This is a genomic window from Lapillicoccus sp. (assembly GCF_036559105.1).
Classification (GTDB): domain Bacteria; phylum Actinomycetota; class Actinomycetes; order Actinomycetales; family Dermatophilaceae; genus Lapillicoccus.
Genome location: NZ_DATBTV010000088.1, coordinates 1 through 24,155, shown reverse-complemented (window position 1 = coordinate 24,155; position 24,155 = coordinate 1). Strand labels below are relative to the sequence as shown.

Sequence of the window (24,155 nt, the reverse complement as noted above, 5' to 3'; positions counted from 1 at the left end):
GTCGAGTGCGGCCGTGACCTGCGCAGTGGCCTCGGCCGGCCCGGCCACGACGACCGGCAGGGAGCGGGGCGCGAGCTGCGTCGCCGGCCACGCGAAGGCCACGACGAGCAGGCCGAGCAGGGCGGTGAGCCCCACGGAGACGGCAAGGACGTGGGTCCACGCGGCGCGGTCCGGAGTGGGACGGGGGGCGTTCATGGGATCTCCATCGGACGTTCTGCGGCGATAGGTGAATGATCGTTCGTTTTGTACGCCACAGCATGCTCCGCCCCGCCCGTCCTTGTCAAGAACGAACGTTCGCCTTGGTACAGTCACCCCGTGCCCAAGGTCACCGACGCCCATCTCGCGGCCCGCCGCGAGCAGATCATCGAAGCGGCGATGACGCGGTTCGCGGAGGGCGGCTTCCACTCGACCGGGATGGCCGAGGTCATCGCGGCGACCGGTCTGTCGGCCGGTGCCGTCTACCGGTACTTCCCCAGCAAGGAAGCGCTGATCAGGGCGATCGTCGAGGAGCGGGTCCTCACCACCGCGGCGGCCGCCTTCGAGCAGATCCTCGACGAGGGCGTCGACGACCCCGTCGAGGCGGTCTCCGCCGCCCTCGGCATCGTCGACGCCGTCAGTGCTCGCCAAGGGGTCGACCTCACCCGCGTCGCGGTGCAGGCGTGGGGCGAGGCCCTGCGCAACCCCGACATCCTCGACGTGGCCCAGGGCGCCTACGCCAGGATGCGCGGCTACCTCGCTGCGGTCGCGCGACGCGCCCAGGAGCATGGCCGGATGCCGCCCGACGCCGACGCCGACGAGGTGGCCAAGACGCTGCTGTCGCTCGTCATGGGCTACCTCATCCAGCGGCTGATCATGGGCGACGTGGACCGGGAGAGCTACACCACCGCCCTGAGAGCGCTCACGGCCTTGGGTATGCCGGCCGCCAGCACCCCGTGAGGCTCGCCGCGGTGCCGGGGTGGCTCGCCGCCGTGCGACCGACCCCGGACGAGATCGGGACCCCGTTGCCCGGGGACGACGTCGTCCCCGACGCGGACGTGGTGATGGACCGCGGCTTCACGGTGTCGTCGTCACCCGCGGCGGTCTGGCCGTGGCTGGTCCAGCTGGGCAAGCAACGAGCCGGGTGGTACCTGCCACATCGCCTCGAACGACTCCTCCCCCGGAGCCGGCGCGCGACGCGTACGGTCGAGATCCGTTGGCAGGACATGAGACCCGGCGACGTCATCCCGGACTACGGCGGACCCCACGAGACGTTCGAGGCGGTGACGGTGGACCCGCCGCACACGCTGGTCTACCGGTCCCGACGGGGTCGGACGGACCTCAGCTGGGCCATCGTCCTCAGCGAGTCCGGCCCGGGGCGGACGCGGGTGCGGCTCCGGTTGCGGCTGGCGCCGGTCCGCCGCCGATGGCTGGCCTACACCGCCGGCGAGGCGATGGACGCGCTCACCATCGCGGGGATGGCGGCCGGCCTGCGCGAGCGGCTGGCCGGGCCGCCCGCCTAGGGGTGGGCCAGAGCGCTCAGGCGGAGGGAAGTTGCCGTCATAGGGGCAGTTTCCCTCCGGGTGAGCTGCTCTCGGAGCGGCTGGGCCCTATCGCCGGCTCCGGACGGTCCGCAGCTCGGAGACCTCCATGACCCACTCGGCGGACAGGTCCTCCTCGGTGAGCACACGGACCGGCTCCGGGCTCTCCACGGACACGCCGAACGCGTCGGCGACGGGCTCCGGCGCCACGGGCGCAACGGGAGCCACCGGGACGACCGGGACCACCGGGACGACCACCACCGGCTGGGCGGCCTGGGGACCCGGGATCCCGCGGCCGGGCATCCACCAGTTCCACCGGCCGAGCAGCCGCATCGACGCGGGCACGATGACCAGCCGCACCAGCGTGGCGTCGATGGCGATCGCGACCGCCATCCCGAAGCCCAGCTGCTTCATCGGCAGGATCCCGGCGAAGGCGAACCCGCCGAACACCACGACCATGAGCAGTGCCGCACCGGAGATCAGCGGCGCCGTGCTCGCGACACCGCGGGCCACGCTCTGGGTGTTGTCGCCGGTCTTGACGAACTCCTCGCGCACCCGTCCGAGGAGGAACACCTCGTAGTCGGTGCTGAGGCTGAACAGCAGCGCCAGCAACAGGATCGGGATGAAGTTCTGGATGTCGGCCGGGCCCTCCACGCCGAGCAGCGACGAGCCCAAGCCCTTCTGGAAGACCAGGACGAGGATCCCGAAGGTCGCCCCGACCGACAGCAGGTTCATGAGGATCGCCTTGAGCGGCAACAGGACCGACCGGAACGTGAAGAGCAGCAGCAGGTAGATGACCACGAGCATCACGCCGATGACGCGCGGCAGGTTGTCGGAGATCAGCGTGTTGCTGGCCACGCCCTCGGCGGTCTCGCCGCCGACCTGCACGGTGGCCCCGGGTATGCCGGCGCTCGCCGCCGCCTCCTGGGTGTCCGCGAGCAGGTCGCGGGTGCTCTGGTCCGACGCGCGGCCGGTGGCCACGACGTCGAGGACCAGCCGGTGGGCGTCGTCCGAGACGTAGTGACCGACGAGCGCCTTGACGTCCGGCGGCAACTGGTCCCGAACCGCCGGTTGCAGGGCGGCCAGGGGCGCGGTGGGCGAGACGCCCTTCAGTGCAGGCACGGCAGAGTCGACCCGGTCCACGGATGCGAGGTCGGAGAGGTGCTGCTCGAGCTTCACCACGGCCGCCGACGCCTCGGGGGTGTCCAGCGGCGTCGACGACGTCACCAGCACGTTGATCGGCGACGTCGACCCGGTGCCGAACTCGGACTGCATCCGGTCGAAGCCCTGTCGGATCGGCGAGGACGTGGGCACGATCCCGGCGTCCGGCGTGAACGTCGTGAGGTCCTTGGCCGGCAGCGCGACACCGACCAGAAGGACCAGGGCGGCGCCGAGGAAGACGAGCGGGTACTTCATCACGCGCTCGGCGATGAGGTCCCAGCGCACTCCACGCCGGGGTGCGCCCGGCACCGCCGGCCGCCGACCGCGCCACGGGACCCTCCCGGCGTTGATCTTGTGGCCGAGGATCCGCAGCAGGACCGGTAGCAGCAGCACCGAGGTGATGATCGAGAACGCCACGACGATGACCGCGCCGAGCGCGATCGAGGTGATGACGCCGAGCGGCACGAGGAACAGCGTGCTCATCGCGGCGATGATGGTGATCCCCGAGAAGATCACCGTCTCGCCGCTGGTCTTGAGCGTGACCGCGAGCGCCTCGTCGACGGTCCGGCCCTTGGCCAGCTCCTCCTTGAATCGCGAGATGAGGAACAGCGAGTAGTCCACGCCGACGCCGAGACCGAGCATGGTGGCGGTGTTCTGGACGAACAACGACAGCTCGGTCTGTCGGGCGATGACCGCGAGGACCGCGAAGCTGCCGAGGATCGACGTGACGCCGACCGACAGCGACACCAACGCGGCGACGAGGCCGCCGTAGAGCGCCAGCAGGACGAGGAGGATCAGCGGCAGGGTCAGCATCTCCGCGTGCGCCAGGCCGGACTCGCTGAGCGCGTTGACCTCGCCCCAGAACGAGGCCGACCCGACCAGCGAGACGTCGAGCCCCTCCGGCGCATACTCCGCCGCCAGGTCGTGCTGGAGGCGTGGCAGGAACTGGCGCGCCATGCCGTCGTCGGCGCCGAGGCCCAAGACCTCGAGGGAGGTGGAGCCGTCCTGCCCGACGAACTCCGCGCGCACGGGGCCGGTCGTCGACGCATACCCCAACCGGCTGGTGACCTCGAGCTCCTTGGTGGCGGCCACCTCGTCGATGATCCGGGCGGCCCGCTTCTCGAAGCCGGGCTGGTTGCTCGCGTACCACTGGTCGTGGACGACCACGGTGATGTTGGTCTCGCCGCGGGCGACGAAGCCGTGCCGCAGGGCGATGTTGACGGTGTCGCTCTCGGAGCCCGGGACGTTCCAGCCGCCACCGGACAGCAGTGTCGGCAGCGGTCCTCCGACGACGCCCGCGACGGCGAGGAGGACGATCCACAGCCCGACGACCGGCCAACGCAGGCGGCCGAGCGTCGACACCACTCGGCCCATCGCGCGGTCGAGTCGAGAGTGGTCAGCCATGCGGCGACGCCTCCCGGCTCGCGGCCAGGTCCCGCAGCGCCAGCACCGCGACGACGGGCTTGCGCAGCGCAGCACTCCAGCGACCGCGCGCGGTGCTCACGGCACGGTCGACGCTGATGAGCGTGTGCTTGCGCACCCGGGTCCCCGAGCTCACGGAGACGACCATCCTGGACGCCGCCGCACCGAACAGGAGGCTGGTGTAGACCAGCTGCGGCAAACCCTCCTCACCGGACGCGAGCATCGCCCGGGCCGACTCGAGCATCTCCACGGGCACGACCCGCATCGGGACCACCTTGCGGAGCAGCTCCCAGGTGGCGTCGGTCGCGATCGACTCGTCGAGCCCGGCGCGGTCGATGCGTCCGTCGAACGGCTCGCTGCCCGGGCGGTAGTCGTAGAACCGGATGTACTGCGCGCCGGCCATGTCGTAACCCGAGATCACCGGACGGCCCACCTGCGCAGCGGCCTCGTGGAGCAGGAACTTCGCGACCCAGCCGGCCGGCTCGGTGACGTCGACGCCGTCGACGACGACGTGGCAGCGGCCGACGAGGTCCAGGGCGTTCTCGGCCGTGATGCCTGTCGTGTCGACGTGGGCGGTCGCGTGCGGGTTCACCCCGGCGATCCGCCGGGCGTGGACGACGGCCTTGTTCTCGCCGATCTCGTCGACGAAGGCACTCTGCCGGTTGAGGTTGTTCAGCTCGTACGCTCCGGGCTCGGCCAGCAGGAAGTGCTGAACTCCCAGGCGTACCAAGGGTTCGACGGCCGCGCCGCCGGTGGAGCCGCACCCGGCGACGAGGACGGTGAGCTGCCCCAGGCGGTCCTGCGCCTCGTCGGAGACGAAGCCGCGGTTGCGGGTGGTGAGGTCGGCGTAGAACGCCTCCGGCGTGACGTGGCTAGTGGCGACGGTGGTCATCAGGCTCTCCAGGGGGAGGAGGGGAACGAGGGGTATGCGAGGTCGAGCTCAGGAGGCGCAGTCCGGGCGGCAGGCGCGCTGGCCGACCGCGTCGAGGAACACGGCGTGGATCTGGTCGGGGCTGGTCGCCCGGTAGGCCGCGCCGCCGGTGGCGGAGCTGATGGCGTTGAGGGCGGCCCGATCGGCGTCCGGCCCGAAGGCGATGGTGATCACCGGGACCGGCCGGTCCGGTTTCGCCTCGGCCTTGAGGGTCGCGACGACCTGGTCGAGCGACTGGCCGTTCTCGCTGTCGCCGCCGTCCGAGAGGATGACGACCGCGTTGACCCGGCCCTGGGCGTAGGACGCCTGGGCGGCGCGGACCGCGGCGATGGTGGTCGTGTAAAGACCGGTCCCGCCGGTCGGCTGCAGGGTCGAGACTCCGGCGAGGAGCTTCTGCTTCCCGGCGTCGTCGAGGGAGACGGTCGGGACGACGACCTTGTAAGGCTTGTCGCCGTCGAGCTTCTCCGAGAACGCCCACAGGTCGACCTGGGTCGAGGCGGGGTAGAGCGCGAGGCCGGCGACGGCCGACTGGCGGGCGATGTCCATCCGGGACGGACCTGGGCTGCCCTTGCCGTCGATGCCCCAGGCCATGGACCCGGAGACGTCGATGACAGTGGTCAGCTTGGCGTCCAGGCGGACCGCGGCGAGCGTCTTCTCGGCGTCGGTGAGCGAGGTGGCGTCGAGCCGGCTGGCCTTGCTGGCCTGGTCGCCGTCGACGCCGCGGGTGCTGGTCAGGTCGAACCCGGGGCCGCCCGCAGCGTCGCGGAAGCCGGCCGAGCGCAGCGCCTGCTGCGAGCTGGGCAGCGTCAGCCGGTCCAGGAGCGTACCCGCCGCCGCCTGGGCCGACGGTACGGCGGTGAGCACCGCGTACGGGTAGTTGTACGAGGCCTGGCTCGGGTAGATGGCGACCAGCTGCGGCGCAGCGGTGCCGGAGTTCGCGGCCCAGACGGCCTGCTCCGACATCGGGCGGGCGCCGTGGTCGACCGGCGCGGTCGCCGCTGCGGCCGGGGCCGCGGAGCCGGAGGCGGCCTTCGCCGCACCGGTGGCCTCGGTACCGACGGTGGCGCTGCGCAGCAGGGCGGTGAGCGCGCCACGACCGTCGGGTCGGGTGGAGGTGGCGTCGCGCAGGGCGAGGATGGCGCCCACGCGCTCGGGAGCGAGCCGCTCGGAGGCGATCTCGACGGTGGCCGGCGGCGTCGCAGAGGCTGCGCTGACGAGGTCCGCGACGGTCGGGCGGGTCTTCGCGTTGAGCACGGACGCCTCGGCGGCCGAGACCGCGAGCACCAGCGGGCTGGTGGCGATCGCCGGCGCGTCGGTCGCGGTGGCGACCTTGTCGTCCTTGGCCCGCGTCAGCCACAGGGTGGAGTTCGGGATCCAGACGTCCGGCGGCTGGATGGAGCCGGTCTGGAGCTGGGCGAGGACCGCGGCCGGTGCGTCGGCCGTGACCGTGACGTCGACGCATACCTGCGACTCGGCGGACATCCGCTGGGCGACCGTCGCGACGACGGGAGCGATGTCCGGCGACGCGGTCACGCGCAGGGCGGTACGCCCGGACGCGCAGTCAGCAGGAGTCGTGTTGCGGCTGGCGAGGTAGAGCCCACCGGAGACGCCGAGGGCGACGACCGCGACGACGGCGGCGATGATCGCCGCGGTGCGCCCGGTCCGGGCCTCACGCGGCACGACGCTCGCCCTCCACGCGGGAGAGCCGGCCCGGGCGGGAGGCGGACATGTCGGTAGTGGCCTGGAACAGGTCCGGCGAGTCGAGCGTCTCTGCCAGCATCGTCGCCTGCTGCGCCGCGAAGCCCGCGTCGGGCAGGTGCGAGACGAACGGCTTGACGCTGGCCCGCTCGGTGTACGCGTGCCGGAGCAGGTCGCGGTCGGTCAGCTGCGGGGTGGTGCCCTCGACCAGCTGCACCTCGAGGCCCGCCATGAGCAGGTGCCGCAGGGCCACCTGCTCCTCGACGTCGCCGATGAGCGTGCGGACGGCGGGCGACGACGCGACGACCGCCTGACCGAGGCCGTGCAGCAGCTCGAGGGTCACCCGCAGCCGCTGCGTCCGGTCGGTCAGGGTCCGCGAGTGGACGAACCGCTTGAGCTCGCGCACCTCGTGGGTGCCGACCCCGGCGAGGGGCGCGACGCGGTCGAAGATGTTGATCGCGTGCGCCTCCTCGACCGGGAAGGCGGCCCGCTCGGGGTCGAAGAGGTCCCTTGACTCGCCGTCCCCGTTCGTGGCCAGGCTGACGTACCCGAGGATCCGGCCGGACGGGCTCATCGTGATGATGTGCTCGTCGTCGGCGTGGGTCACCCCGAGCGGTTCGCAGAAGATCGCCTGTCGGTACGCCACGTCGGAGCACGCCCAGCCGAGCTGGAGGTACTGCGCGAGCCGGAACCCCTGCAGCCCGATGAGGTACCGGTGCGGCAGGTGGCGGGTCTTCACGGCGAGGGTGACGAGACCGTCTCCCCGCTCCGCGTAGTGCGTGACCCTCGCGGGGTCCTGCTGGGCGAGGTTCGCGAGGTTGCGGAAGCTGAGGTCCCGGTTGAGCGAGACCACGTCGGCCGCGTACTTCGAGGCCGGGTCCGCGGCGACATCCTCAGGGGCGGTCGTGCACATTGGACGGTTCCTTCTTCGGCGGGGTGGCAGGGGGTCTAGAAGTCGTCGGTCTCGTACAGCGACTCGGTGATCGCAAGAGCAAGGACTTCCGGGGTGCCCTCGTAGATACGTGAGCCGAGCGCGTCCCGAAGCCGCTTCTCCATGCCGTGGTCACGCAGGTAGCCGCGAGCGCCCATGACGCTCATGGCCTCGGTGCAGACCTCGATGGCGACCCGGTCGGCGAAGAGCTTCGCCGCGGCGGTCTCGAAGACGGGGGCCGGGATCTGGGTGTCGGCCATGTAGGCGGCGCGCAGGTAGAGCATCCGGCTCGCCTCGACCTTGGCGGCCATCTCCGCGAGCTTGCGGGCGGTGAACTGGTGCTGCCAGAGCACCTTGCCGCCCTGGATGCGCTCGCCCGCGAACTCAACGGCCTGCTCGAGCGCCCCGCGAGCCACACCGGTGGCGATCGCCGCGACGGCCGCGCGGGCCATGTTCATCTGCTGGACGTTGATGTAGACGCCGCCGCCCTCGCCGCCGGCGACGTTCTCGGCCGGGACGATGACATTGTCGAAGTGCAGCTCGGTGCCGAGGCAGGTGCGGTAGCCCATCTTGTCGGCGATCTCGCCGCGGGTGATGCCGGGCGTGTCCAGCGGGACGACGAAGCAGGTGAGCATCGTCGCGCCCTCGTGGCCCTCGATGTTCGCGAAGACCGTGCCGTACCTGGCGACCTTGCCGTTGGTGATGAACTTCTTGTCGCCGTTGAGGACGTAGTGGTCGCCCTCGCGGCGCGCCCGCATGACGTCGACCGCATACTCGGCGTTCTCCGGGATGAGCAGGTCGCAGCCGGCCTTGTCCTCGGTGATGGCGTTGCAGGCGAGGACGGCCTCGTCTCCGCTGAACAACGGAAGGAACCGGGCCTGCAGCCGCGGGTCGCCGGAGAGCAGCACCGGCGCCTGGCCGAGCATCGTGGCGCCGAAGACCAGCGCCAGGCCAGCGTCGACGGCGGCGAGCTCCTCGAGCGCGATGGCCACGCCGAACTCGCCGTAGCCCAGGCCGCCGAACTGCTTCGGAACGACCAAGCGGGTCAGGCCGAGGTCGTGGCCCTCCTGGATGAGGTCCCAGTCGAAGTCGTCGGCGTCGGCCGCGTCGAGCGCGCGGACCACGGGGGCGACGCGCTCCTGGCACCAGCGGCGGACCTCCTGCTGGAGGGCCGCGACGTCCGGCGGGATGGTGGTGAGAGTCGGGATGTCAAGGGTGGCGTCGAGGGTGGCGGTCATCGTCGTGGCCCCGGCCCGCTCAGGCGTTGACGCCGGCGTCGGCCGCGATCTGCGGGTACCGGTCGAACGCGGGCTGGAGCATGGGCACGAACTCGATGACCTTGGCGACGCTGCCGCTGATCTTGATCTTGCGGGTGGCGAGGGCGATCGGCATGAGCAGCCGGCCGGACCACAGGGCGTCGGCCGAGGTGCACGACATCTGGATGGTGATGGCCGGGGCGTTCGGGACCTCGTCGACGTAGACGCCGTCGGCGTCGAGGTAGACCGTCATCTCCGGGTCGGAGTGCTTGAACAGCACCGTCAGGTTCTCGTTGCGGACGGTGGTGGAGAAACGATCGTCCTCGAGGAGGATCTCGAAGAGCGTGGTGAAGACGGAAGCGGCTTGTTCCTTGCTGGAGAAAGCAGGCACAGGGGTGTCTCCTGGTCATGTCTCGTCGGCCACCGATGGGGCGACGGGGGTGTGGTGGACGTCGGTTGGGAGGCCACGCCGCGACCGGTGATACGTCCGGGTTCGCAGCAGGGCCGGTATGCGCGCGCCGACTGCCCCCGCTCGGCTTGCCCCCGCTCGGCTTGCCCCCATTCGGCTTGACGCTGAGTCGGGCGGCTTGACGCGGCATACACGGGGCGTCAAGTCGGCCGACTGAGCGTCAAGCCGAGTGGTCGTGGGCCAACGGCGCGTATCTGGGCAGCCCCTCGACGGCTCCATGCGGTCGAGGCGCCTTGGCCCCTGCCGCGCCCCCACCATCCCTAGGAGTCCCGCGCATGTCCATCTCGACCATGCCCGCCACCACCACCGAGATCGCCCCCTCGGACTGGGGAACGTCCACCGAGCTGCTCCCCCACGAGGCGGACAACCTCGCCACCATCGCCACGGTCGCACCGCTGTGGAGCACCCGTGACGTCCCGTCGCTGCTCGAGCACTACGCCGACGACATCGTGTGGCGCAACGTCGCCATGGACGAGGTCTACGACGGCAAGGAGGCCGTCAAGGCCTTCCTCGACCGGCTCTTCGTCGCCCTGCCGGACATCACGCTCGAGATCACCCTGCGCGTGCCGCGCGGCAAGTACGTCACCGAGGAGTACATCCTTCGTGGCACCCACTTGGGCCCGATGTTCGGGCTGCCGGCGACCGGTCGCTCCGTCGAGCTGAGGGTGATGAGCCTGCTCGAGCTCCGCGACGGGAAGATGAAGGAGGACCACTTCTACTTCGACGTGGCCACGGCAATGCGGCAGATGGGCTACTTCCCGGAGCCGTCCGCCGCGTACAAGCTGCCGGGCCGGGTCGTCCTCGGGCTGGTCAGCCGGGTCATCCGGCGCCGGTCGCGCTGAGCGCTAGACGTCGCCGACCGGCGGCGTCCGCACCTCGACCGCGGTGATCCCGGGCAGCCCGAACCACATCCGGCCGTCGCCCTGAACCACCGTCGCGAGCACGGCGTCGCACCCGGAGCACCGCACCACACTGCCAGCGTCGCTGACGTAGACCATCGCCGTCGCCAGCTGGGCCACCGAGCCGCAGCCGGCGCACCGGGCGGTCGCGGTCGTCACGTCGAACGTGAAGACCTCCGCGAACGTGCCGGCCAGCATGTTGCCGTCGAGGTGAGTCATCAGGTGCCTCCGAATCGTTCGGTACGGATCGAGCCCGGCCGGTGTCCGAGGTCGACGAGGACTTGCGCCACCGTCTCCACGAATCCCGTTGGGCCGCAGACGAACACGAGCGGGTCCTCGGCCGCCGGGACCACGCGGGCCTCGACGCCGGTATGCGTGAGTCGCCCCGGCGGGTCGGCCCACCCCGGTGGGGCCGAGCGGGTGTAGACGAGGTCGAGCGAGATGGCCCCGGACGCCGCGGCCGCGGCCAGCTCGTCCGCGTAGAACACGTCCGCGGGCGTGCGCACCGAGTAGAGGAGGCGCATCGGGGTCGCATCGCCGGCCGTCACGTGCGACCGCGCGATGGCCAGCAACGGCACGACGCCGGAGCCACCGGCGACGAGCTGGACGGAGCGCGTACCGGCGCGGTCGTCCGAGTCCGACGGAGGCCGCCACACGAAGAACGCCCCGAGCGGCCCGTGGATCTCGACGGCGTCGCCGACCCGCAGGTCGTGGACCAGGAACGGCGACACCTCGCCGTCGGGGACCTCGGCCACCACCAGCTCGACCGACGCCGCCGGACCGGAGGACGCGAGCGAGTAAGAGCGGGTCGCCTGGTACCCGTCCGGAGCCGTGAGCCGCACGTCGAGGTGCTGGCCGGCGTCGTTGCCCGGCCAGGTGGACACGTCCAGGACGATCCGTCGCGCGGAGTCCGTCTCGGCGGCCGCCGCCGTCACCGTGCCGGTATGCCACGCGGCGCGCACCGGAGCCGGGCGGGTCGCCGCGCGTCGGACGATCACCAGTACCGCTCCTCCAGCCACGGGTCGCCGTGCAGGTGGTAGCCGGACTGCTCCCAGAACCCCGGGTCGTCGTCGGGCATCATCACCAGCCCGCGCACCCACTTCGCGCTCTTCCAGAAGTAGAGGTGCGGCACCAGCAGCCGGGCCGGTCCGCCGTGCTCCGGCGAGAGCGGCTCGCCCTCCGCCTCGACCGCGACCCAGGCCTGCCCGTCCAGAAGCTCGTCGAGCGGGACGTTCGTCGTGTAGCCGCCGTAGCTGTGCGCCATGACGAAGTCCTGGGAGGTCTCGACGTCGGCGAACAGCCGGTCCAGCGAGACGCCCCGCCACGGCATCGCGAGCTTGGACCAGTGGGTCACGCAGTGGATGTCGGTCTCGACGTCCTCGAGCCCGAGGGCGTGGAACGAGTCCCAGTCCCAGCGGTGGACCTGGCCGTCCTCGGTGCTGATGGTGAACGTCCACTCCGCCGGGTCAACGGCCGGCGTTGGACCGGCAGACAGCACCGGCCAGTCCTCGACGCGGGTCTGTCCGGGTGGCAGCCGAGGGTCGTGGTCACGCGACCGCCCGGTGAAGCCTCTGGTGATGAAGGACATCGCGGCCTCCTCCCTGAGCGGGAGCGTATCGACGCCGGAACGGCGGGGCTAGTGGGGCCCCCTCGAGGTATCGGAGCGAAGCGTGGGGCCCCCGCGACGGATCGACGCGAAGCGGCGAACGTCGTGGGGAGAACCTCGTGGGGTGAACTAGACCGGCAGCCAGGACGGAACGGAGACTCCGAGCAGGTCCAGCGTCAGGAGGAACGCGAAGAACAGGCAGATGCCGCCGCCGATCCGGCGGATCACGGCCAGCCGCAACCGTTTCAGCAGCGCGCGGCCGATGACCGCTCCGAGCGCGGAGACCAGGGCGAGGGCCAGGAACGCGCCGATCGCGACGCTGAGCGGCTGGCCCCCGCGGGCGACGAACCCCGCGGTCGCCAGCTGGCTCAGGTCGCCCCACTCGGCGAGGAAGAGGACGAGGAAGCTCGTTGATACCGCGTGCCATCCAGGAGCGTCCGCGGCGGCCTTCGCGGCGAACTCCTCCTCGACCGCCGCCTCCTCCGAGTCCGCCTTCCCAGCGCCGCGGATGAGCAGGATGCCGGCGATAAGGAACAGCACGGCCACCGCGATGTGCACGGGCGTCTCTGGCAGCCGGCTGATGAGACCGCCGAACAGCACCGCGACGACGGTCTGCACGAGGAACGCGGCGGCCACCCCGATCCAGACGAGCAGCGGCCGGTATCGAGTGGCGAGGACCAGCGTCGCGATGAACGTCTTGTCCGGGAGCTCGACCACGAAGATCGTCACGAAGACGGTGGCGGCGAGGGCGAGGTCCATGGCGCAGCCAGCCTAATTGGGCGTCTGCAGTGACCTCTCTCACGCCGGGCTCGTGGCTACCCCCCGGGAGGCGGGCGGCCACGCATACGCGGGTCAATCGCCTCAAACAGGCGTAAATCTGCCGACAGTTCGAGGGGTGTTTGTCGGGCAGCGGCCCGGAGTTCACCTATTCTTGGGCGCTGGATCAGCCGCGGGGGGACCACGCGACAAGGACCCGAGCACTGAAGATGGACACTCACCGATGAGCTATGACGGCGACGTACACGAGACCCGTCGCAACATCGCCCTCGCCATCGGCGTGGCGGTAGCCGCGGTCACGATGGTGGGGCTGCTCTACTGGCTGTTCAGCAACATGTCCGGCCCCGCCCTGGCGGTGAGCCCGACCGCCGCGACGACGTCGACGACCTCCGCTACCGCGGCGCCCGCCCCCAGCCAGACCACCGAGGCCCCACCGCCGCCGACCATCGCCTCGTGGACCCCGACGACGACGTTCAGCCTCCCCCCGCCGGAGCAGCCCACCATGACGTCGCCGGTCGCTGGCCAGACCGCCGACCAGCCGAGCGCCCCGGCGACCACGCAGGCGGCGCCGCCTCCGCCACCACCTCCCGCTCCCGCCGGCCCGACCGTCTCCAACGTGAACCTCCAGTGCTCCAAGAACGACGGCAAGCGGGTGACCGCCAAGCTGAGCTTCGCCACCAGCGCCAAGGTCGACGTCGTGCTCAGCGCGGGTGGTCAGGTCGACCGGAAATCCGCCGGTCCGGGCAACGTGTCGCTGTCGTCGGCCGGCCGCGGCCCCGAGATCTGCTTCGCCAAGATCGGCGACCAGACCGTCGGGCCGGTCCAGGCGTCCTGACGGAACGGTTCCACCCCCGCCGCGTGTCTCACTGTCGGGACAGTGGTCCTGCCCATGGCGTATGCCTGTGGGGACGGTTCGTGTGACGGCTCGAGGGGCGGTGACGGATGGCGGGTTCGCGAGATGCGGACTTCATGGAGTTCGTCCGGGCGCGCTCGCTCGCGTTGCGGCGCACCGCATACCTGCTCTGCGGTGACTGGTCCGCCGGCGACGACCTCGTGCAGGAGTCGCTGGCCAAGGTGTATGTCGCGTGGCCGCGGATCGCCGCGAGCCAGGCGGTGGAGAGCTACACGCGCACGACCATGCTGCGCACGTACCTCAACGAGAAACGGAAGTGGCGCCGCGAGGTGCACTTCGAGCAGCTCCCCGAGCATCCGACCGACGACCAGGACACGGCGCTCACGGTGACGCTCTCGGCGCTGCTGCGGGAGCTGCCGACCAAGCAGCGGGCCGTTCTCGTCCTGCGCTTCTACCAGGACCTCAGCGTCCCCCAGATCGCCGAGGAGCTGGGCATCCCGGAAGGGACCGTCAAGAGCCAGCTGTCGCGGGGCCTGGCGACCATGCGGGTCCGGCTCGACGAGCCCGAACCCCAGCAGACGAACCGCGGCGACAGCAGTGACAAGGAAGTGACGTCATGACCGGAGGCACGGACCGTAGCCTCGAGGAGCTCCTGCGCGAGCAGCTGCACGAGATGGACACCGTGGAGCCGCCGGACCCGGACTTCGAGTTCCGCGCGCTGCGAGCCGGACGTGAGCGGCTGAAGCGACGCCAGGCGTGGACCCGTGGGCTGGTCGGCGCCGCAGCGGCCATCGCCATCGGCGCCGTCGCCATCCCGTCGTTGGGACGCCTCGGCACGGTCACCGGTGGGAGCAGCTCCGGGAGCGCGGTGGCCGGCGCGGGCTCGGCACCGTCGGCTCCCGAGGCGGCCACCGACGGTGACGCTCGCCAGCTCAAGGCGCCGGACGCCGGGGCCGCTCCGGACGGTTCGTCCCTGGACAGCGTCCCCGACTCGCTCCGCACCACCGTCGCCCGGCTGCGGACCACGCTGTCCGCGCCGCCGTACGACGCGGTGTTCACCTCGCTGACGTTCGACCCGTCCGTCGCACCGTCCGGCCGGGTCGTCCTGCACCTGACCCGGCCCGACCCGGCGGCGATCGACCTGGTCCGCTCGGCGTTCCCGAACGGTCCGGAGGTGACCACCGAGGTGTCGGCGTACTCGCTGGGCGCGTGCACGCAGACGTGGGCCAAGCTGGCGGCCGATCCGCAGCTCCACCCGCAGGATGTGCCGCTCACGGTCCTCGGCTGTGACGCGAACGGACGGGTCGCGGTCCGCGTGCCGCCGGGCGCCCCAGCCGCGACGCTCGACCAGCTGACGAGCTACGGCGACGCGGTGAACCTCGTCAGCGGGGGCTGACAGACTGACCGGCGTGTTTCTGGTCCAGCCACTGACGGCCCCTGTCACGCCGGTCGAGGCGCTCCGCCGGATCGCCTTCCTCCTCGAACGCTCGCGCGCCGGTACCTACCGCGTCGAGGCGTTCCGCAAGGCGGTCAAGACCATCGCGCCCCTCTCTGACGACGAGCTCCGCCAGCGCGCCGAGAGCAAGTCGCTCAAGGACCTGCCCGGCGTCGGGGACTCGACCGCCGCGGTGATCGCGCAGGCCGCGATGGGCGAGCTCCCCGCATACCTCAAGTCGTTGCAGGAGAAGGAGTCCGCGCCGCTGACCCGCGGGGGCGAGGGGCTGTATGCGGCGTTGCGCGGTGACCTGCACATGCACTCCGACTGGAGCGACGGCGGCTCGCCGATCGAGGAGATGGTGCTCACGGCGGTCGAGCTCGGGCAGGAGTGGACGACCCTCACCGACCACTCGCCGCGGCTGACGGTGGCCAACGGGCTCTCCGCCGAGCGGCTCAAGAAACAGCTGACCATCGTCGACGGGATCAACAAATCCCTGGGCGACCGGTTCCGGCTGCTCAAGGGGATCGAGGTCGACATCCTCGACGAGGGCGACCTCGACCAGACCGAGGAGATGCTCGGCCGGCTGGACATCGTCACGGCCTCGGTGCACTCCAAGCTGCGGATGAACGAGGCGCCGATGACCCGGCGGATGGTCAAGGCGGTTCTCAACCCGCGGGTGAACGTCCTCGGCCACTGCACGGGCCGGATGGTCATGGGCAGCCGTGGGACGCGCCCGCAGTCCGACTTCGACGCCAAGGCCGTGTTCGAGGCGTGCCTGGAGGGCAACACCGCGGTCGAGATCAACTCGCGGCCCGAACGCCAGGACCCGCCGGACGACCTCATCGAGGTGGCCCGCGACATCGGCTGCACGTTCACCATCGACTCCGACGCCCACGCCCCGGGCCAGCTGGACTTCAAGGCGCTGGGCTGCGAGCGCGCCGAACGCCTCGGCATACCAGCCGAGCGGATCGTCACGACCTGGCCGGTCGAGCGGGTCCTGGAGTGGGCTTCCGTGCGGTCCTGAGCCGGGCCTGGCGATTTGGCCGCCCGGTAGGCATCGCCTATGCTTTCGGACGTCTTCGACGGATCCGGGTCCCCATCGTCTAGCGGCCTAGGACTCCGCCCTTTCACGGCGGCAGCACGGGTTCGAATCCCGTTGGGGATACGCAGCACCAGTAGTTTCTAGGCCCCGTAGCGCAGTTGGTTAGCGCGCCGCCCTGTCACGGCGGAGGTCGCCGGTTCGAGCCCGGTCGGGGTCGCTCGCATGTCAGGAGCGAAGCACATCCAGCAGCTCCAGCACGCTGAGGGCGGCCACCTGGAGGCTGAGCAGGGCCGCGTGGACGGCCGTCGGCCAGCGCCTCGCCGGCTGGGCGCCGGTCCGCATCCGGTAGTGCCGGTGCGCCGTCGCGAAGATCACCGCGGCTTGCCCCAGCCCGAGGGCGACGACCAGCAGGGCGGCCGGACCGACCGCGCTGAAGGTGAGCCGGCCGACGACGATCGTGGCCACCGCCAGCGCCAGCGCGGACCGCTGCCAGGCGAGCGCGGTGCGCTCCGGCTGGAGGCCGGGGTCGCGCGGCGTGGCGGTCATGAGCCGCTCAGCGCAGCCCGGTGACGAACAGCAGGACCAGCCCGGCGACGGCGACGCCGCCGACGAGGACGGCGGTCATCGCGGAGCCGGGCAGCTGCTCGTTGCGCCGCATCGCGCGCTCCGACCGGGCCCAGCGCGACCAGCCCACGGCAGCGGTGAACAGACCCAGGACGATGAACAGGACGGCGAGCCACTTGCGGGGGGTGGGCTCGATGTCGACGGGCAGCGCCTGTAGGGCCACGCCGGTCGCGAGCAGACCCAGCGCGGTACGGATCCAGGCCAGGAACGTCCGCTCGTTGGCGAACGAGAACCGAGGGTCGGGTTCGTCGCCGTCGTCGTAGACCCAGCCGGGCCACCGCTTCGCCACGGTGGCGAGTATGCCGGGTCGCGCGCTCGCGGATATCGGTCGGCCCTGTCGGCGGCGTGAGCGACGATGAGTTCTGCCCGGCGGAGAAGTCTCAGAGGGGAGCGGTGCGAGGGCGGCGCACCCACACGCTTACGACGAAACGGAGAACGACGGTGATCCACGCCCGCGGGCTGGTCCAGACCTTCGAGACGAAGCAGGGGCGGACGAAGACGGAGGTCCGCGCCGTCGACGACGTCGACCTCGACGTGGCCGAGGGCGAGGTGGTCGGCTTCCTCGGCCCGAACGGCGCCGGCAAGACGACGACGCTGCGGATGCTCACGACCCTGCTGCGGCCGACGGCGGGTACCGCGATGGTGGCCGGCTACGACGTCGTCCGCGAGGCTGAGCAGGTCCGCCGGAGCATCGGCTACGTGTCGCAGAGCGGCTCCACCGGCGGCACCGCGCGGGCCGGCGACGAGGTGACCGACCACGGGATGCTCTACGGGATGACCTCGCAGGACGCCCGTCGACGCGGGCACGAGCTGTTCGACCAGCTCGAGCTGGACGGCCTGTGGGACCGGCAGCCGAAGTCGATGTCCGGCGGCCAGCGGCGCCGGCTCGACATCGCCATGGGCCTCATCCACGAGCCGAGCCTGGTGTTCCTCGACGAGCCGACCACCGGGCTGGACCCCCAGGCCCGCGCGAACCTCTGGAGCCACATCGCCGACCTGCGCGACCGACGCGGCGCCACCGTCCTGCTCACCACGCACTACCTCGACGAGGCCGACCATCTCAGCGACCGCATCGTCGTCATCGACCACGGCAAGATCGTCGCCAGCGACACCCCCGACAACCTCAAGGCGCAGGTCTCCGGCGACCTCGTCGACCTCGAGGTCGCCGATGCGGCCCACGTCGCGCCGGCGGCGGAGCGCTTGGGGACCGTCGCGAGCGACGTGGAGGTCGACGACCAGCACGTCCGCGGCCGCGTCCAGCGGGCCGGGGTCGTCATCCCAGGACTGCTGCGCGACCTCGACCAGGCCGGCATCACCCTCACCTCCATCGAGGTCCGCCGCCCCACGCTCGACGACGTCTTCCTCACCGTCACCGGCCGCTCGCTGCGCGACGGCTGACCCGCATACCCAGGAGTTGTGGTGACCTTCCTTCGCGAGAGCTACATCGTCTTCCGCCGGCAGATGCGGATGAACCTGCGCAACCCCGCATGGGTGATCATCGGCATGCTCCAGCCGGTGCTCTACCTGTTCCTGTTCGGACCGCTGCTCAAGCCGCTGGCCGACCAGTTCGGCGCCGACAACGCCTACACGTTCTTCGTTCCCGGGTTGCTGGTGCAGCTGGGCATCTTCGGCGCGTTCTTCGCCGGGTTCAGCCTCATCGCGGAGTGGCGGGACGGGGTCATCGAGGCGGAGCGGGTCACCCCGGCGAGCCGGACCGCACTCCTGGTCGGGCGGCTGATGCGCGACGTCACGCAGCTGTTCGTCCAGGCGCTCATCCTCATCGGGCTGGGCTACGTGCTGGGCATGAGGGCGTCGTGGCGCGGGGTCGTCCTCGGGATCAGCCTCACCCTGCTCCTCGGTGCGGCCTGCGCCGCCGCCTCCAACGCGCTGGCCCTGTCGACGAAGAGCGAGGACGTCATGGCGCCGGTCATCAACATGGTGATGATGCCGGTACTGCTGCTGTCCGGGATCCTGCTGCCGATGACGCTCGGCCCGGCCTGGCTGATCCGCGCCAGCGACTTCATGCCGACCCGGTGGGTCGTCGACGCGGTCCGCGGGTCGTTCGACGGGACATTCGCGTCGAGCGCGATGCTCTGGGGGATCGCGTGGACGCTGGTGCTGTTCACCGGCGCCCTGTGGTGGGGGACGTCTACGTTCCGCAAGGAGAACGCGTAAGGCACGGTCGAGGACGCGCTACCGGAGTGCCCACGCGTACGCCAGAGTGTCTCTCGTGAGCGACGAGGTCCCCACTTACCTGCTCGTCGACGGCGAGAACATCGACGCGACGCTGGGCATCCAGGTCCTCGGTCACCGCCCGCAGCCCGAGGAGCGGCCACGGTGGGAGCGCGTCCGCGACTTCAGCGCTGCGGTCTGGGGGCAGCCGGTTCGACCGCTGTTCTTCCTCAACGCGACGACGGGCCAGCTGCCGCTGCCCTTCGTGCAGGCGCTGATGGCGCTGCGCTACCAGCCGATCCCGCTGGCCGGTTCGGGCGACCGGAACGAGAAGGTCGTCGACATCGGCATCCAACGGACGCTCGACGCGATCCTCGACGCCGGTCGGGGTGACGTCCTGCTGGCCAGCCACGACGCCGACTTCGTCCCTCACCTGAGGCGGCTGCTCGGCGCCGGGCGGCGGGTCGGGGTGCTCGGGTTGCGCGAGTTCGTCAGTCTCGAGCTGGCGGGGCTGCGGGACCAGGGGATGGCGTTCTATGACCTCGAGGACGAGGTGGGCGCGTTCACCGCCGTGCTCCCCCGGATCCGGATCATCCCGCTGGACGAGTTCGACCCGCGCCGCTACCTCTGAGGCATTCGGCCCTCGTCAGACCAGGGCGTATGCGCCGGCCTCGTCAAGCGCGCCGGCCACCTCGGCCTCGGCGACCTCGCGCTCGGCGTCCACGGTGACGTGGGAGGCGCCGCCGGGGTGGAGGTCCACGCTGACCTGCGTCACGCCGTCCAAGGAGCGCAGCTCCTCGGTGACCGCGCGGACGCAGTGGTCGCAGGTCATGCCGGCGACGGTGTAGGTATGGGTGGTCATGACCGGACCAGCCGGGCGATCGCCTCGGAGGCCTCGCGGACCTTCTCGTCGGCCTCGGGGCCGCCCCGTCGCGCCGCGTCGACGACGCAGTGCTCGAGGTGCTCGTCGAGGAGCTCGAGGGAGAACGACTGCAGCGCCTTGGTGGCGGCGGACACCTGGGTGAGGATGTCGATGCAGTACTTGTCGTCCTCGACCATCCGCTGGAGGCCGCGGATCTGGCCCTCGATGCGGCGCAGCCGCTTGAGGTGGGCGGCCTTGTTGTCGTGGTACCCGTGCTGTTCGGTCACGCGTTCCAGTGTACCCCCAGGGGGTATGCGTCCTCAGCGACCCATGACGCGGGTCTTCTCCGCGGAGATGGTGAGGATCACCCGGGTCTGGGGGCGGTCGCCGTAGGGCTGGTACGGCCGGCCGGTGTACTTGTGGGAGAGCTGGTCGATGTGGTCGGCGCCGCCCTCGGTGGTCATCCGGATCACGTCGCCACGGATCTCGGCGTAGCGGGTCGGCCGCTTCGGGTCGCAGACGACGACGGTGACCCGCGGGTCGCGGGAGACGTTGCGCACCTTCTGAAAGCCGTCGACGGTGTTGATGACGACGTGCTCGCCGTCGGTGTCGACCCACGTCTCGGTGGTCTGCGGCGCCCCGTCCTTCATCAGCGTGGTGACGAAGCAGAGGCTGGGGGCGCGGAGGAGGTCGAGGATGTCCTGGGGGATGCTCACGTCGTCATCATGCGGTGCGCGGCTGGGCGCCGCGCGTTCAGCGGTCGTAGCTGTAGAAGCCGCGGCCGGTCTTGCGGCCGAGCAGCCCGGCGTCGACCATCCGGCTGAGGAGGGGCGGGGCCGCATACAGGGGCTCCTTGAACTCCTCGTAGAGCGACTCGGCGACGGCCTTGGTGGTGTCGAGCCCGATGAGGTCGGCCAGGGCGAGCGGTCCCTGCGGATGCGCGGCGCCTCGGACGAGACCGGCGTCGATGTCGTCGGCGGTGGCGAAGCCGGACTCCAACATGCGAATCGCACTGAGGATGAAGGGGATCAGCAGCGCATTGACGATGAAGCCGGCGCGGTCCTGCGACTCGATCGGGTGCTTGTCGAGCTGGTCGGTGACAAAGGCCCTCGCCCTTTGGGTGCTCTCCGGCGCGGTGAGGAGGCTGGGGACGAGCTCGACGAGCGAGAGCACCGGCACGGGGTTGAAGAAGTGGATGCCGAGGACGTGGCTCGGGCGCTTGGTGGCGACGGCGAGCTTCATGATCGGGATGGACGAGGTGTTGGAGGCGAGGATCGCGCCTGGGGTCGTGACGATCTCGTCGAGCTTCTTGAAGAGTTCGATCTTGGCGGCTTCGTTCTCGACGATGGCCTCGACGACGAGCTCGCGGTCGTGGAGGGCGGCCATCTCGGTGCCGACGGCGATCCGGCCGAGGACCTCCTGGGCGTTGCCGAGCTTGCCGCGCTCCTGGGCTCTGGTCAGGGATCTGGTGAGTCGTTGGCGGCCGGCGTCGGCCGCGTCGTCGCTGGACTCCACGACCGTGACATCGAGCCCGGCACGCGCGCATACCTCGGCGATGCCCGCACCCATGAGCCCACAACCGACCACGCCTACTCGCTCGATACTCACCCGGGGATCCTAGGCGGCGGGAATGCCCGGTCCCGGGTTGGTGGTTGCCGCCACCATGACGCAGAAGACATGGTTCATCACCGGCACGTCCCGCGGCTTCGGCCGCGAGTGGACCGAGGCCGCGCTCGACCGCGGCGACCGGGTGGCCGCCACGGCCCGCGACATCTCGGCGTTGGACGACCTGGTGGAGAAGTACGGCGAGGCGATCCTGCCGCTCCAGCTCGACGTCACCGACCGGGAGGCGGACTTCGCGGCGGTCGAGGCCGCGCACCGCACCTTCGGGCAGCTCGACGTCGTCGTCAACAACGCCGGCTACGGGCACTTCGGGTTCGTCGAGGAGCTGACCGAGGACGAGATCCGGGCCCAGATGGAGACCAACCTCTTCGGGGCGCTCTGGGTCGCCCAGGCGGCGCTGCCGATCCTGCGCGCGCAGGGGTCGGGCCACATCATCCAGGTGTCGTCGATCGGCGGGATCTCGGCGTTCCCGGGCATCGGGGCGTACCACGCGTCCAAGTGGGCGCTCGAGGGCTTCAGCCAGGCGCTCGCGGCGGAGGTGGCCGGCTTTGGAGTGAAGGTCACGCTGGTCGAGCCGGGTGGGTTCGCCACCGACTGGGCCGGACCGTCCTCGAAGCGCTCCGAGTCGCTGCCCGCGTATGCGGAGGCGCGCGAGACCATGGACCGCGAGCGCAAGGCGCGGGCGGGGTCGGGCGGGCCTGGTGACCCGAAGGCGTCGGCGGCCGCGCTGCTGCGAATCGTGGACGCTTCGGAGCCGCCGCTGCGCGTCTTCTTCGGGACCACCCCGATCGACATCGCCAAGGCCGACTACGCCCGGCGAATCGAGACGTGGGAGCAGTGGGACGACGTCGCCAAGCTGGCGCAAGGATAAGTGGCATGCCGCGCACCGTCGCCACCACTACTCGGGTCTCCCTAGACGGACTGCTGGAGTTTGTTCGGCCCCGGCACCACATGGTGCTGGTGACGCATCGGGCCTCTGGGGGGATCCAGACCTCCCCGGTAACGGCCGGCGTTGACGACGGGGGTCGGATCGTCATCTCGAGCTACCCGGACCGAGCGAAGGTCGCCAACGTGCGGCGGGCTGTTGAGGTGTCGGTGCTCGTGCTCAGCGACGACTTCGGCGGGGCGTGGGTGCAGGTCGACGGTCAATGCGAGGTTATTGACCTGCCCGAGGCGGTGGAGCCGCTGGTCGACTACTACCGGTCGATCTCGGGCGAGCATCCGGACTGGGACGAGTACCGGGCGGCGATGGTGGCACAGGGCAAATGCCTGCTACGTGTGACGCCTACGCGGTGGGGTCCGATCGCGACGGGCGGCTTTCCTGCTCGGTTGGCGGACGGCTGATCGGATTCGGGCTTCGGCTGGGCTGCTCGGTATAGTGACGCCCGCCGGAGCGATCCGGCACTCGTCTGTCCGAGGTCTCGCCACCTCGGGCAGGCCCGGCCAGGTAGCTCAGTTGGTACGAGCGTCCGACTGAAAATCGGAAGGTCGGCGGTTCGACCCCGCCCCTGGCCACCAGAAAACCCCAGGTCACAGGCCTGCGCGGCGGCCCGACCCGAAGGCTCGACGGAGGTTGACAGCAATAGTTGACAGCAACGGGCGAGCGTCTTCATCCGAGCCGCTCCCCCAGGCGCTGCATCGCGGCTCGCTTCTCATCAAGGGACGCGTGCGCGTAGATGGTCATCGTCACGCCGATGGTGCTGTGCCCTGCAATCTGCTGAACGATGTGCGGAGGTACTCCCTCCGCCAACAGCAATGACACGCAGGTGTGCCGCAGATCATGGAAGCGCGGTAGCGGCTCATCCAGGACGCTTCGCACCGCGTACCAGCTGCGGCTTAGGTTGTCCGGATCGAGCGGGGTTCCGATCCCCGATGTGAAGACCATCCCGGAGTCGACCCAGTTCGGACCTGCCCTCAAACGCTCCTTGGCTTGCCGGACCTGATGCTGTCGAAGCGCGTCGACCACGGGAGCGGGCAGTGGGACCGACCTCTTGGACGTCCTTGTCTTCGGCGGCAGCAGCCGCAGCTCTCCGTCAACACGCTGCAGCGTGTGATTAACCGACAGCACGCCGAGGCTCAGGTCGATGTCCTCCCAACGAAGGCCGACCAGCTCGGCTCGACGAAGACCCAGGTAGACGGCGACCACGTACAACGCATGCAGTCGGTCAGATTTCGACGAGGTGAGAAGGAGGCGCGCCCGGTCGACGGACAAGCCAAGTCCTACCTCGTACTGAGGAGCGGGGATGCGAACCAGCTTCGCAACGTTGCGCATCACCAGCTCGTCGCGCATGGCGTTCTGTAAGCCGGCCCGGAGCACGGCGTGCGTGTACTGAACGCTTCGTCGACCCAACCCTTGCTGCTGGAGGAGTTGTACGAGATTCCTGACGTCGATGACCGCTAGAGTCCGTAGCTTCTTGCTCCCGATCGCCGGGATAATGTGCCTTCGGACGATCAGCTCGTAACCCTGGTGCGTCTTTGGCGCCAGGTTCGGCTTCACGACCGTTGCGAGCCAGTGATTGAGGTACTCGCCCACCGTCCAGTTCTCGACCGGAATACGGACGCCCCGCCCCAGCTCGTGCTCCAGTTGCGCCAGCTTCTCGCGAACCTCAGCCCGAGTCCTCCCGTACAAGTGGACCCGCTTTCGGCCGCCGGTGTTGGTCAACGCATATGTGGCACCCACCCAGCGGCCGTCCTTCCGGCGCCAGATGCTTCCTTCGCCGTTCGAACGCCGGCTCATGCCGATTCGGCCATCATCCGCTCGACCAGGTCCCGGCAGGCCCTGACGGGGACGAGTCGACGACGGCCGATCTTGACAGAGACCAAGAGCCGCATGCGCATGAGGTCATAAATAGTTGACCTGGCGACGCCGAGAAC

29 protein-coding genes, 3 tRNA genes and 1 pseudogene are annotated in these 24,155 nt (G+C 70.5%); 15 read left to right on the top strand and 18 right to left on the bottom strand.

The features are described from left to right. A pseudogene (locus VIG79_RS11500) lies at nucleotides 1-195 on the bottom strand (hypothetical protein); the annotation flags it as partial. A 120-nt stretch (nucleotides 196-315) separates the two neighbouring features. Here VIG79_RS11500 and VIG79_RS11495 point away from each other — a divergent pair. After that, nucleotides 316-936 (top strand): TetR/AcrR family transcriptional regulator, encoded by a 621-nt coding sequence (locus VIG79_RS11495; protein WP_331885695.1) that lies wholly within the window; start codon nucleotides 316-318, stop codon nucleotides 934-936. Nucleotides 937-947: 11 nt separating this feature from the next. After that, entirely contained in the window at nucleotides 948-1,499 is a 552-nt protein-coding gene (locus tag VIG79_RS11490; RefSeq protein WP_331885693.1) for a hypothetical protein, read from the top strand. Between the two features lie 87 nt (nucleotides 1,500-1,586). Here VIG79_RS11490 and VIG79_RS11485 read toward each other — a convergent pair whose 3' ends face one another. The 6 genes from VIG79_RS11485 to VIG79_RS11460 are packed head-to-tail and all read right to left on the bottom strand — an operon-like array spanning nucleotide 1,587 to nucleotide 9,307. Continuing rightward, on the bottom strand, nucleotides 1,587-4,082 hold the full coding sequence (locus VIG79_RS11485) for an MMPL family transporter (RefSeq protein WP_331885691.1): 2,496 nt from the start codon (nucleotides 4,080-4,082) through the stop codon (nucleotides 1,587-1,589). Continuing rightward, nucleotides 4,075-4,992 (bottom strand): HesA/MoeB/ThiF family protein, encoded by a 918-nt coding sequence (locus VIG79_RS11480; RefSeq protein ID WP_331885689.1) that lies wholly within the window; start codon nucleotides 4,990-4,992, stop codon nucleotides 4,075-4,077. Before VIG79_RS11480 ends, VIG79_RS11485 begins: the two co-directional genes overlap by 8 nt. 48 nt (nucleotides 4,993-5,040) lie before the next feature. Next, nucleotides 5,041-6,711 carry a substrate-binding domain-containing protein gene (locus VIG79_RS11475; RefSeq protein WP_331885687.1) on the bottom strand — a complete coding sequence of 557 codons (1,671 nt, stop codon included), beginning with the start codon at nucleotides 6,709-6,711 and terminating at the stop codon, nucleotides 5,041-5,043. Next, nucleotides 6,701-7,642, bottom strand: a complete 942-nt coding sequence (locus tag VIG79_RS11470; RefSeq protein WP_331885685.1) for a hypothetical protein — start codon at nucleotides 7,640-7,642, stop codon at nucleotides 6,701-6,703. Before VIG79_RS11470 ends, VIG79_RS11475 begins: the two co-directional genes overlap by 11 nt. 35 nt (nucleotides 7,643-7,677) lie before the next feature. Further along, nucleotides 7,678-8,898 (bottom strand): acyl-CoA dehydrogenase family protein, encoded by a 1,221-nt coding sequence (locus VIG79_RS11465; RefSeq protein WP_331885683.1) that lies wholly within the window; start codon nucleotides 8,896-8,898, stop codon nucleotides 7,678-7,680. Between the two features lie 19 nt (nucleotides 8,899-8,917). Then, nucleotides 8,918-9,307 (bottom strand): hypothetical protein, encoded by a 390-nt coding sequence (locus VIG79_RS11460; RefSeq protein WP_331885681.1) that lies wholly within the window; start codon nucleotides 9,305-9,307, stop codon nucleotides 8,918-8,920. 353 nt (nucleotides 9,308-9,660) lie between these two features. Between VIG79_RS11460 and VIG79_RS11455 the strand changes: the two genes are divergently transcribed. Next, nucleotides 9,661-10,227 carry an ester cyclase gene (locus VIG79_RS11455; protein ID WP_331885679.1) on the top strand — a complete coding sequence of 189 codons (567 nt, stop codon included), beginning with the start codon at nucleotides 9,661-9,663 and terminating at the stop codon, nucleotides 10,225-10,227. A 3-nt stretch (nucleotides 10,228-10,230) separates the two neighbouring features. Here VIG79_RS11455 and VIG79_RS11450 read toward each other — a convergent pair whose 3' ends face one another. The 4 genes from VIG79_RS11450 to VIG79_RS11435 all read right to left on the bottom strand — a co-directional run bounded on the left by VIG79_RS11450 (nucleotide 10,231) and on the right by VIG79_RS11435 (nucleotide 12,649). After that, nucleotides 10,231-10,503: a DUF6510 family protein gene (locus VIG79_RS11450; RefSeq protein ID WP_331885677.1), complete on the bottom strand. Its 273-nt coding sequence runs from the start codon at nucleotides 10,501-10,503 to the stop codon at nucleotides 10,231-10,233. Further along, nucleotides 10,503-11,282, bottom strand: coding sequence for an FAD-binding oxidoreductase (locus VIG79_RS11445; RefSeq protein WP_331885675.1), 780 nt, complete (start codon nucleotides 11,280-11,282; stop codon nucleotides 10,503-10,505). The genes VIG79_RS11450 and VIG79_RS11445 overlap by 1 nt, the downstream gene beginning before the upstream one ends. Further along, complete coding sequence (locus VIG79_RS11440) at nucleotides 11,279-11,872, bottom strand: molybdopterin-dependent oxidoreductase (protein ID WP_331885673.1); 594 nt, start codon at nucleotides 11,870-11,872, stop codon at nucleotides 11,279-11,281. Before VIG79_RS11440 ends, VIG79_RS11445 begins: the two co-directional genes overlap by 4 nt. A gap of 147 nt (nucleotides 11,873-12,019) precedes the next feature. Further along, complete coding sequence (locus VIG79_RS11435) at nucleotides 12,020-12,649, bottom strand: TMEM165/GDT1 family protein (RefSeq protein WP_331885671.1); 630 nt, start codon at nucleotides 12,647-12,649, stop codon at nucleotides 12,020-12,022. Nucleotides 12,650-12,890: 241 nt separating this feature from the next. Here VIG79_RS11435 and VIG79_RS11430 point away from each other — a divergent pair, with 241 nt between their 5' ends. From VIG79_RS11430 to VIG79_RS11405, 6 genes are all read left to right on the top strand, one after another. After that, nucleotides 12,891-13,502 (top strand): hypothetical protein, encoded by a 612-nt coding sequence (locus VIG79_RS11430; RefSeq protein WP_331885669.1) that lies wholly within the window; start codon nucleotides 12,891-12,893, stop codon nucleotides 13,500-13,502. 107 nt (nucleotides 13,503-13,609) lie between these two features. Beyond that, complete coding sequence (locus VIG79_RS11425; protein WP_331885667.1) at nucleotides 13,610-14,140, top strand: SigE family RNA polymerase sigma factor; 531 nt, start codon at nucleotides 13,610-13,612, stop codon at nucleotides 14,138-14,140. After that, nucleotides 14,137-14,916, top strand: coding sequence for a hypothetical protein (locus VIG79_RS11420; RefSeq protein ID WP_331885665.1), 780 nt, complete (start codon nucleotides 14,137-14,139; stop codon nucleotides 14,914-14,916). The genes VIG79_RS11425 and VIG79_RS11420 overlap by 4 nt, the downstream gene beginning before the upstream one ends. A 13-nt stretch (nucleotides 14,917-14,929) precedes the next feature. Beyond that, complete coding sequence (locus tag VIG79_RS11415) at nucleotides 14,930-15,982, top strand: PHP domain-containing protein (protein ID WP_331885663.1); 1,053 nt, start codon at nucleotides 14,930-14,932, stop codon at nucleotides 15,980-15,982. 68 nt (nucleotides 15,983-16,050) lie between these two features. Beyond that, nucleotides 16,051-16,123, top strand: a tRNA-Glu gene (locus tag VIG79_RS11410). A gap of 20 nt (nucleotides 16,124-16,143) precedes the next feature. Then, nucleotides 16,144-16,217, top strand: a tRNA-Asp gene (locus VIG79_RS11405). 8 nt (nucleotides 16,218-16,225) lie between these two features. Here the strand turns inward: VIG79_RS11405 and VIG79_RS11400 are convergent. Together VIG79_RS11400 and VIG79_RS11395 are read right to left on the bottom strand one after the other, a co-directional pair. Beyond that, a complete protein-coding gene (locus tag VIG79_RS11400; protein WP_331885661.1) occupies nucleotides 16,226-16,546 on the bottom strand; it encodes a DUF202 domain-containing protein in 321 nt (106 codons plus the stop codon). A 7-nt stretch (nucleotides 16,547-16,553) separates the two neighbouring features. Continuing rightward, on the bottom strand, nucleotides 16,554-16,913 hold the full coding sequence (locus VIG79_RS11395; RefSeq protein ID WP_331885659.1) for a YidH family protein: 360 nt from the start codon (nucleotides 16,911-16,913) through the stop codon (nucleotides 16,554-16,556). A gap of 152 nt (nucleotides 16,914-17,065) precedes the next feature. On the opposite strand from VIG79_RS11395, the gene VIG79_RS11390 reads away from it, so the two are divergent. From VIG79_RS11390 to VIG79_RS11380, 3 genes are read left to right on the top strand one after another with little or no spacing between them, the layout of a single operon-like run. Beyond that, complete coding sequence (locus VIG79_RS11390; RefSeq protein ID WP_331885657.1) at nucleotides 17,066-18,022, top strand: ATP-binding cassette domain-containing protein; 957 nt, start codon at nucleotides 17,066-17,068, stop codon at nucleotides 18,020-18,022. 21 nt (nucleotides 18,023-18,043) lie between these two features. Next, complete coding sequence (locus VIG79_RS11385; RefSeq protein ID WP_331885655.1) at nucleotides 18,044-18,799, top strand: ABC transporter permease; 756 nt, start codon at nucleotides 18,044-18,046, stop codon at nucleotides 18,797-18,799. Nucleotides 18,800-18,854: 55 nt separating this feature from the next. Continuing rightward, on the top strand, nucleotides 18,855-19,427 hold the full coding sequence (locus tag VIG79_RS11380) for an NYN domain-containing protein (RefSeq protein ID WP_331885653.1): 573 nt from the start codon (nucleotides 18,855-18,857) through the stop codon (nucleotides 19,425-19,427). A gap of 15 nt (nucleotides 19,428-19,442) precedes the next feature. Here VIG79_RS11380 and VIG79_RS11375 read toward each other — a convergent pair whose 3' ends face one another. From VIG79_RS11375 to VIG79_RS11360, 4 genes are read right to left on the bottom strand one after another with little or no spacing between them, the layout of a single operon-like run. Then, entirely contained in the window at nucleotides 19,443-19,658 is a 216-nt protein-coding gene (locus VIG79_RS11375; protein WP_331885651.1) for a heavy-metal-associated domain-containing protein, read from the bottom strand. Beyond that, a complete protein-coding gene (locus VIG79_RS11370) occupies nucleotides 19,655-19,945 on the bottom strand; it encodes a metal-sensitive transcriptional regulator (RefSeq protein ID WP_331885649.1) in 291 nt (96 codons plus the stop codon). Before VIG79_RS11370 ends, VIG79_RS11375 begins: the two co-directional genes overlap by 4 nt. A gap of 33 nt (nucleotides 19,946-19,978) precedes the next feature. Next, on the bottom strand, nucleotides 19,979-20,374 hold the full coding sequence (locus tag VIG79_RS11365) for a PPOX class F420-dependent oxidoreductase (RefSeq protein ID WP_331885647.1): 396 nt from the start codon (nucleotides 20,372-20,374) through the stop codon (nucleotides 19,979-19,981). Between the two features lie 37 nt (nucleotides 20,375-20,411). Next, the gene (locus VIG79_RS11360) at nucleotides 20,412-21,266 is read right to left on the bottom strand and encodes a 3-hydroxybutyryl-CoA dehydrogenase (protein ID WP_331885645.1); all 855 of its coding nucleotides are present in this window, start codon (nucleotides 21,264-21,266) and stop codon (nucleotides 20,412-20,414) included. A gap of 55 nt (nucleotides 21,267-21,321) precedes the next feature. Here VIG79_RS11360 and VIG79_RS11355 point away from each other — a divergent pair, with 55 nt between their 5' ends. The 3 genes from VIG79_RS11355 (at nucleotide 21,322) to VIG79_RS11345 (ending at nucleotide 22,799) form a co-directional block, all read left to right on the top strand. Next, on the top strand, nucleotides 21,322-22,152 hold the full coding sequence (locus tag VIG79_RS11355; protein ID WP_331885643.1) for an SDR family oxidoreductase: 831 nt from the start codon (nucleotides 21,322-21,324) through the stop codon (nucleotides 22,150-22,152). A gap of 5 nt (nucleotides 22,153-22,157) precedes the next feature. Continuing rightward, on the top strand, nucleotides 22,158-22,625 hold the full coding sequence (locus VIG79_RS11350; protein WP_331885641.1) for a PPOX class F420-dependent oxidoreductase: 468 nt from the start codon (nucleotides 22,158-22,160) through the stop codon (nucleotides 22,623-22,625). Between the two features lie 97 nt (nucleotides 22,626-22,722). Continuing rightward, nucleotides 22,723-22,799: transfer RNA gene (locus VIG79_RS11345), tRNA-Phe, on the top strand. A gap of 91 nt (nucleotides 22,800-22,890) precedes the next feature. Here VIG79_RS11345 and VIG79_RS11340 read toward each other — a convergent pair. Then, nucleotides 22,891-24,018 (bottom strand): site-specific integrase, encoded by a 1,128-nt coding sequence (locus tag VIG79_RS11340; RefSeq protein ID WP_331885639.1) that lies wholly within the window; start codon nucleotides 24,016-24,018, stop codon nucleotides 22,891-22,893. Nucleotides 24,019-24,155: the final 137 nt, after the last annotated feature.

Bases quoted from the DNA above. Each gene is read 5' to 3' on its own strand.
- VIG79_RS11340 (WP_331885639.1), bottom strand. From the start codon at position 24,018: ATGAGCCGGCGTTCGAACGGCGAAGGAAGCATCTGGCGCCGGAAGGAC.
- VIG79_RS11435 (WP_331885671.1), bottom strand. From the start codon at position 12,649: ATGGACCTCGCCCTCGCCGCCACCGTCTTCGTGACGATCTTCGTGGTC.
- VIG79_RS11350 (WP_331885641.1), top strand. From the start codon at position 22,158: ATGCCGCGCACCGTCGCCACCACTACTCGGGTCTCCCTAGACGGACTG.
- VIG79_RS11450 (WP_331885677.1), bottom strand. From the start codon at position 10,503: ATGACTCACCTCGACGGCAACATGCTGGCCGGCACGTTCGCGGAGGTC.
- VIG79_RS11430 (WP_331885669.1), top strand. From the start codon at position 12,891: ATGAGCTATGACGGCGACGTACACGAGACCCGTCGCAACATCGCCCTC.
- VIG79_RS11425 (WP_331885667.1), top strand. From the start codon at position 13,610: ATGGCGGGTTCGCGAGATGCGGACTTCATGGAGTTCGTCCGGGCGCGC.
- VIG79_RS11375 (WP_331885651.1), bottom strand. From the start codon at position 19,658: ATGACCACCCATACCTACACCGTCGCCGGCATGACCTGCGACCACTGC.
- VIG79_RS11355 (WP_331885643.1), top strand. From the start codon at position 21,322: ATGACGCAGAAGACATGGTTCATCACCGGCACGTCCCGCGGCTTCGGC.
- VIG79_RS11440 (WP_331885673.1), bottom strand. From the start codon at position 11,872: ATGTCCTTCATCACCAGAGGCTTCACCGGGCGGTCGCGTGACCACGAC.
- VIG79_RS11485 (WP_331885691.1), bottom strand. From the start codon at position 4,082: ATGGCTGACCACTCTCGACTCGACCGCGCGATGGGCCGAGTGGTGTCG.
- VIG79_RS11465 (WP_331885683.1), bottom strand. From the start codon at position 8,898: ATGACCGCCACCCTCGACGCCACCCTTGACATCCCGACTCTCACCACC.
- VIG79_RS11455 (WP_331885679.1), top strand. From the start codon at position 9,661: ATGTCCATCTCGACCATGCCCGCCACCACCACCGAGATCGCCCCCTCG.
- VIG79_RS11400 (WP_331885661.1), bottom strand. From the start codon at position 16,546: ATGACCGCCACGCCGCGCGACCCCGGCCTCCAGCCGGAGCGCACCGCG.
- VIG79_RS11480 (WP_331885689.1), bottom strand. From the start codon at position 4,992: ATGACCACCGTCGCCACTAGCCACGTCACGCCGGAGGCGTTCTACGCC.
- VIG79_RS11420 (WP_331885665.1), top strand. From the start codon at position 14,137: ATGACCGGAGGCACGGACCGTAGCCTCGAGGAGCTCCTGCGCGAGCAG.
- VIG79_RS11470 (WP_331885685.1), bottom strand. From the start codon at position 7,642: ATGTGCACGACCGCCCCTGAGGATGTCGCCGCGGACCCGGCCTCGAAG.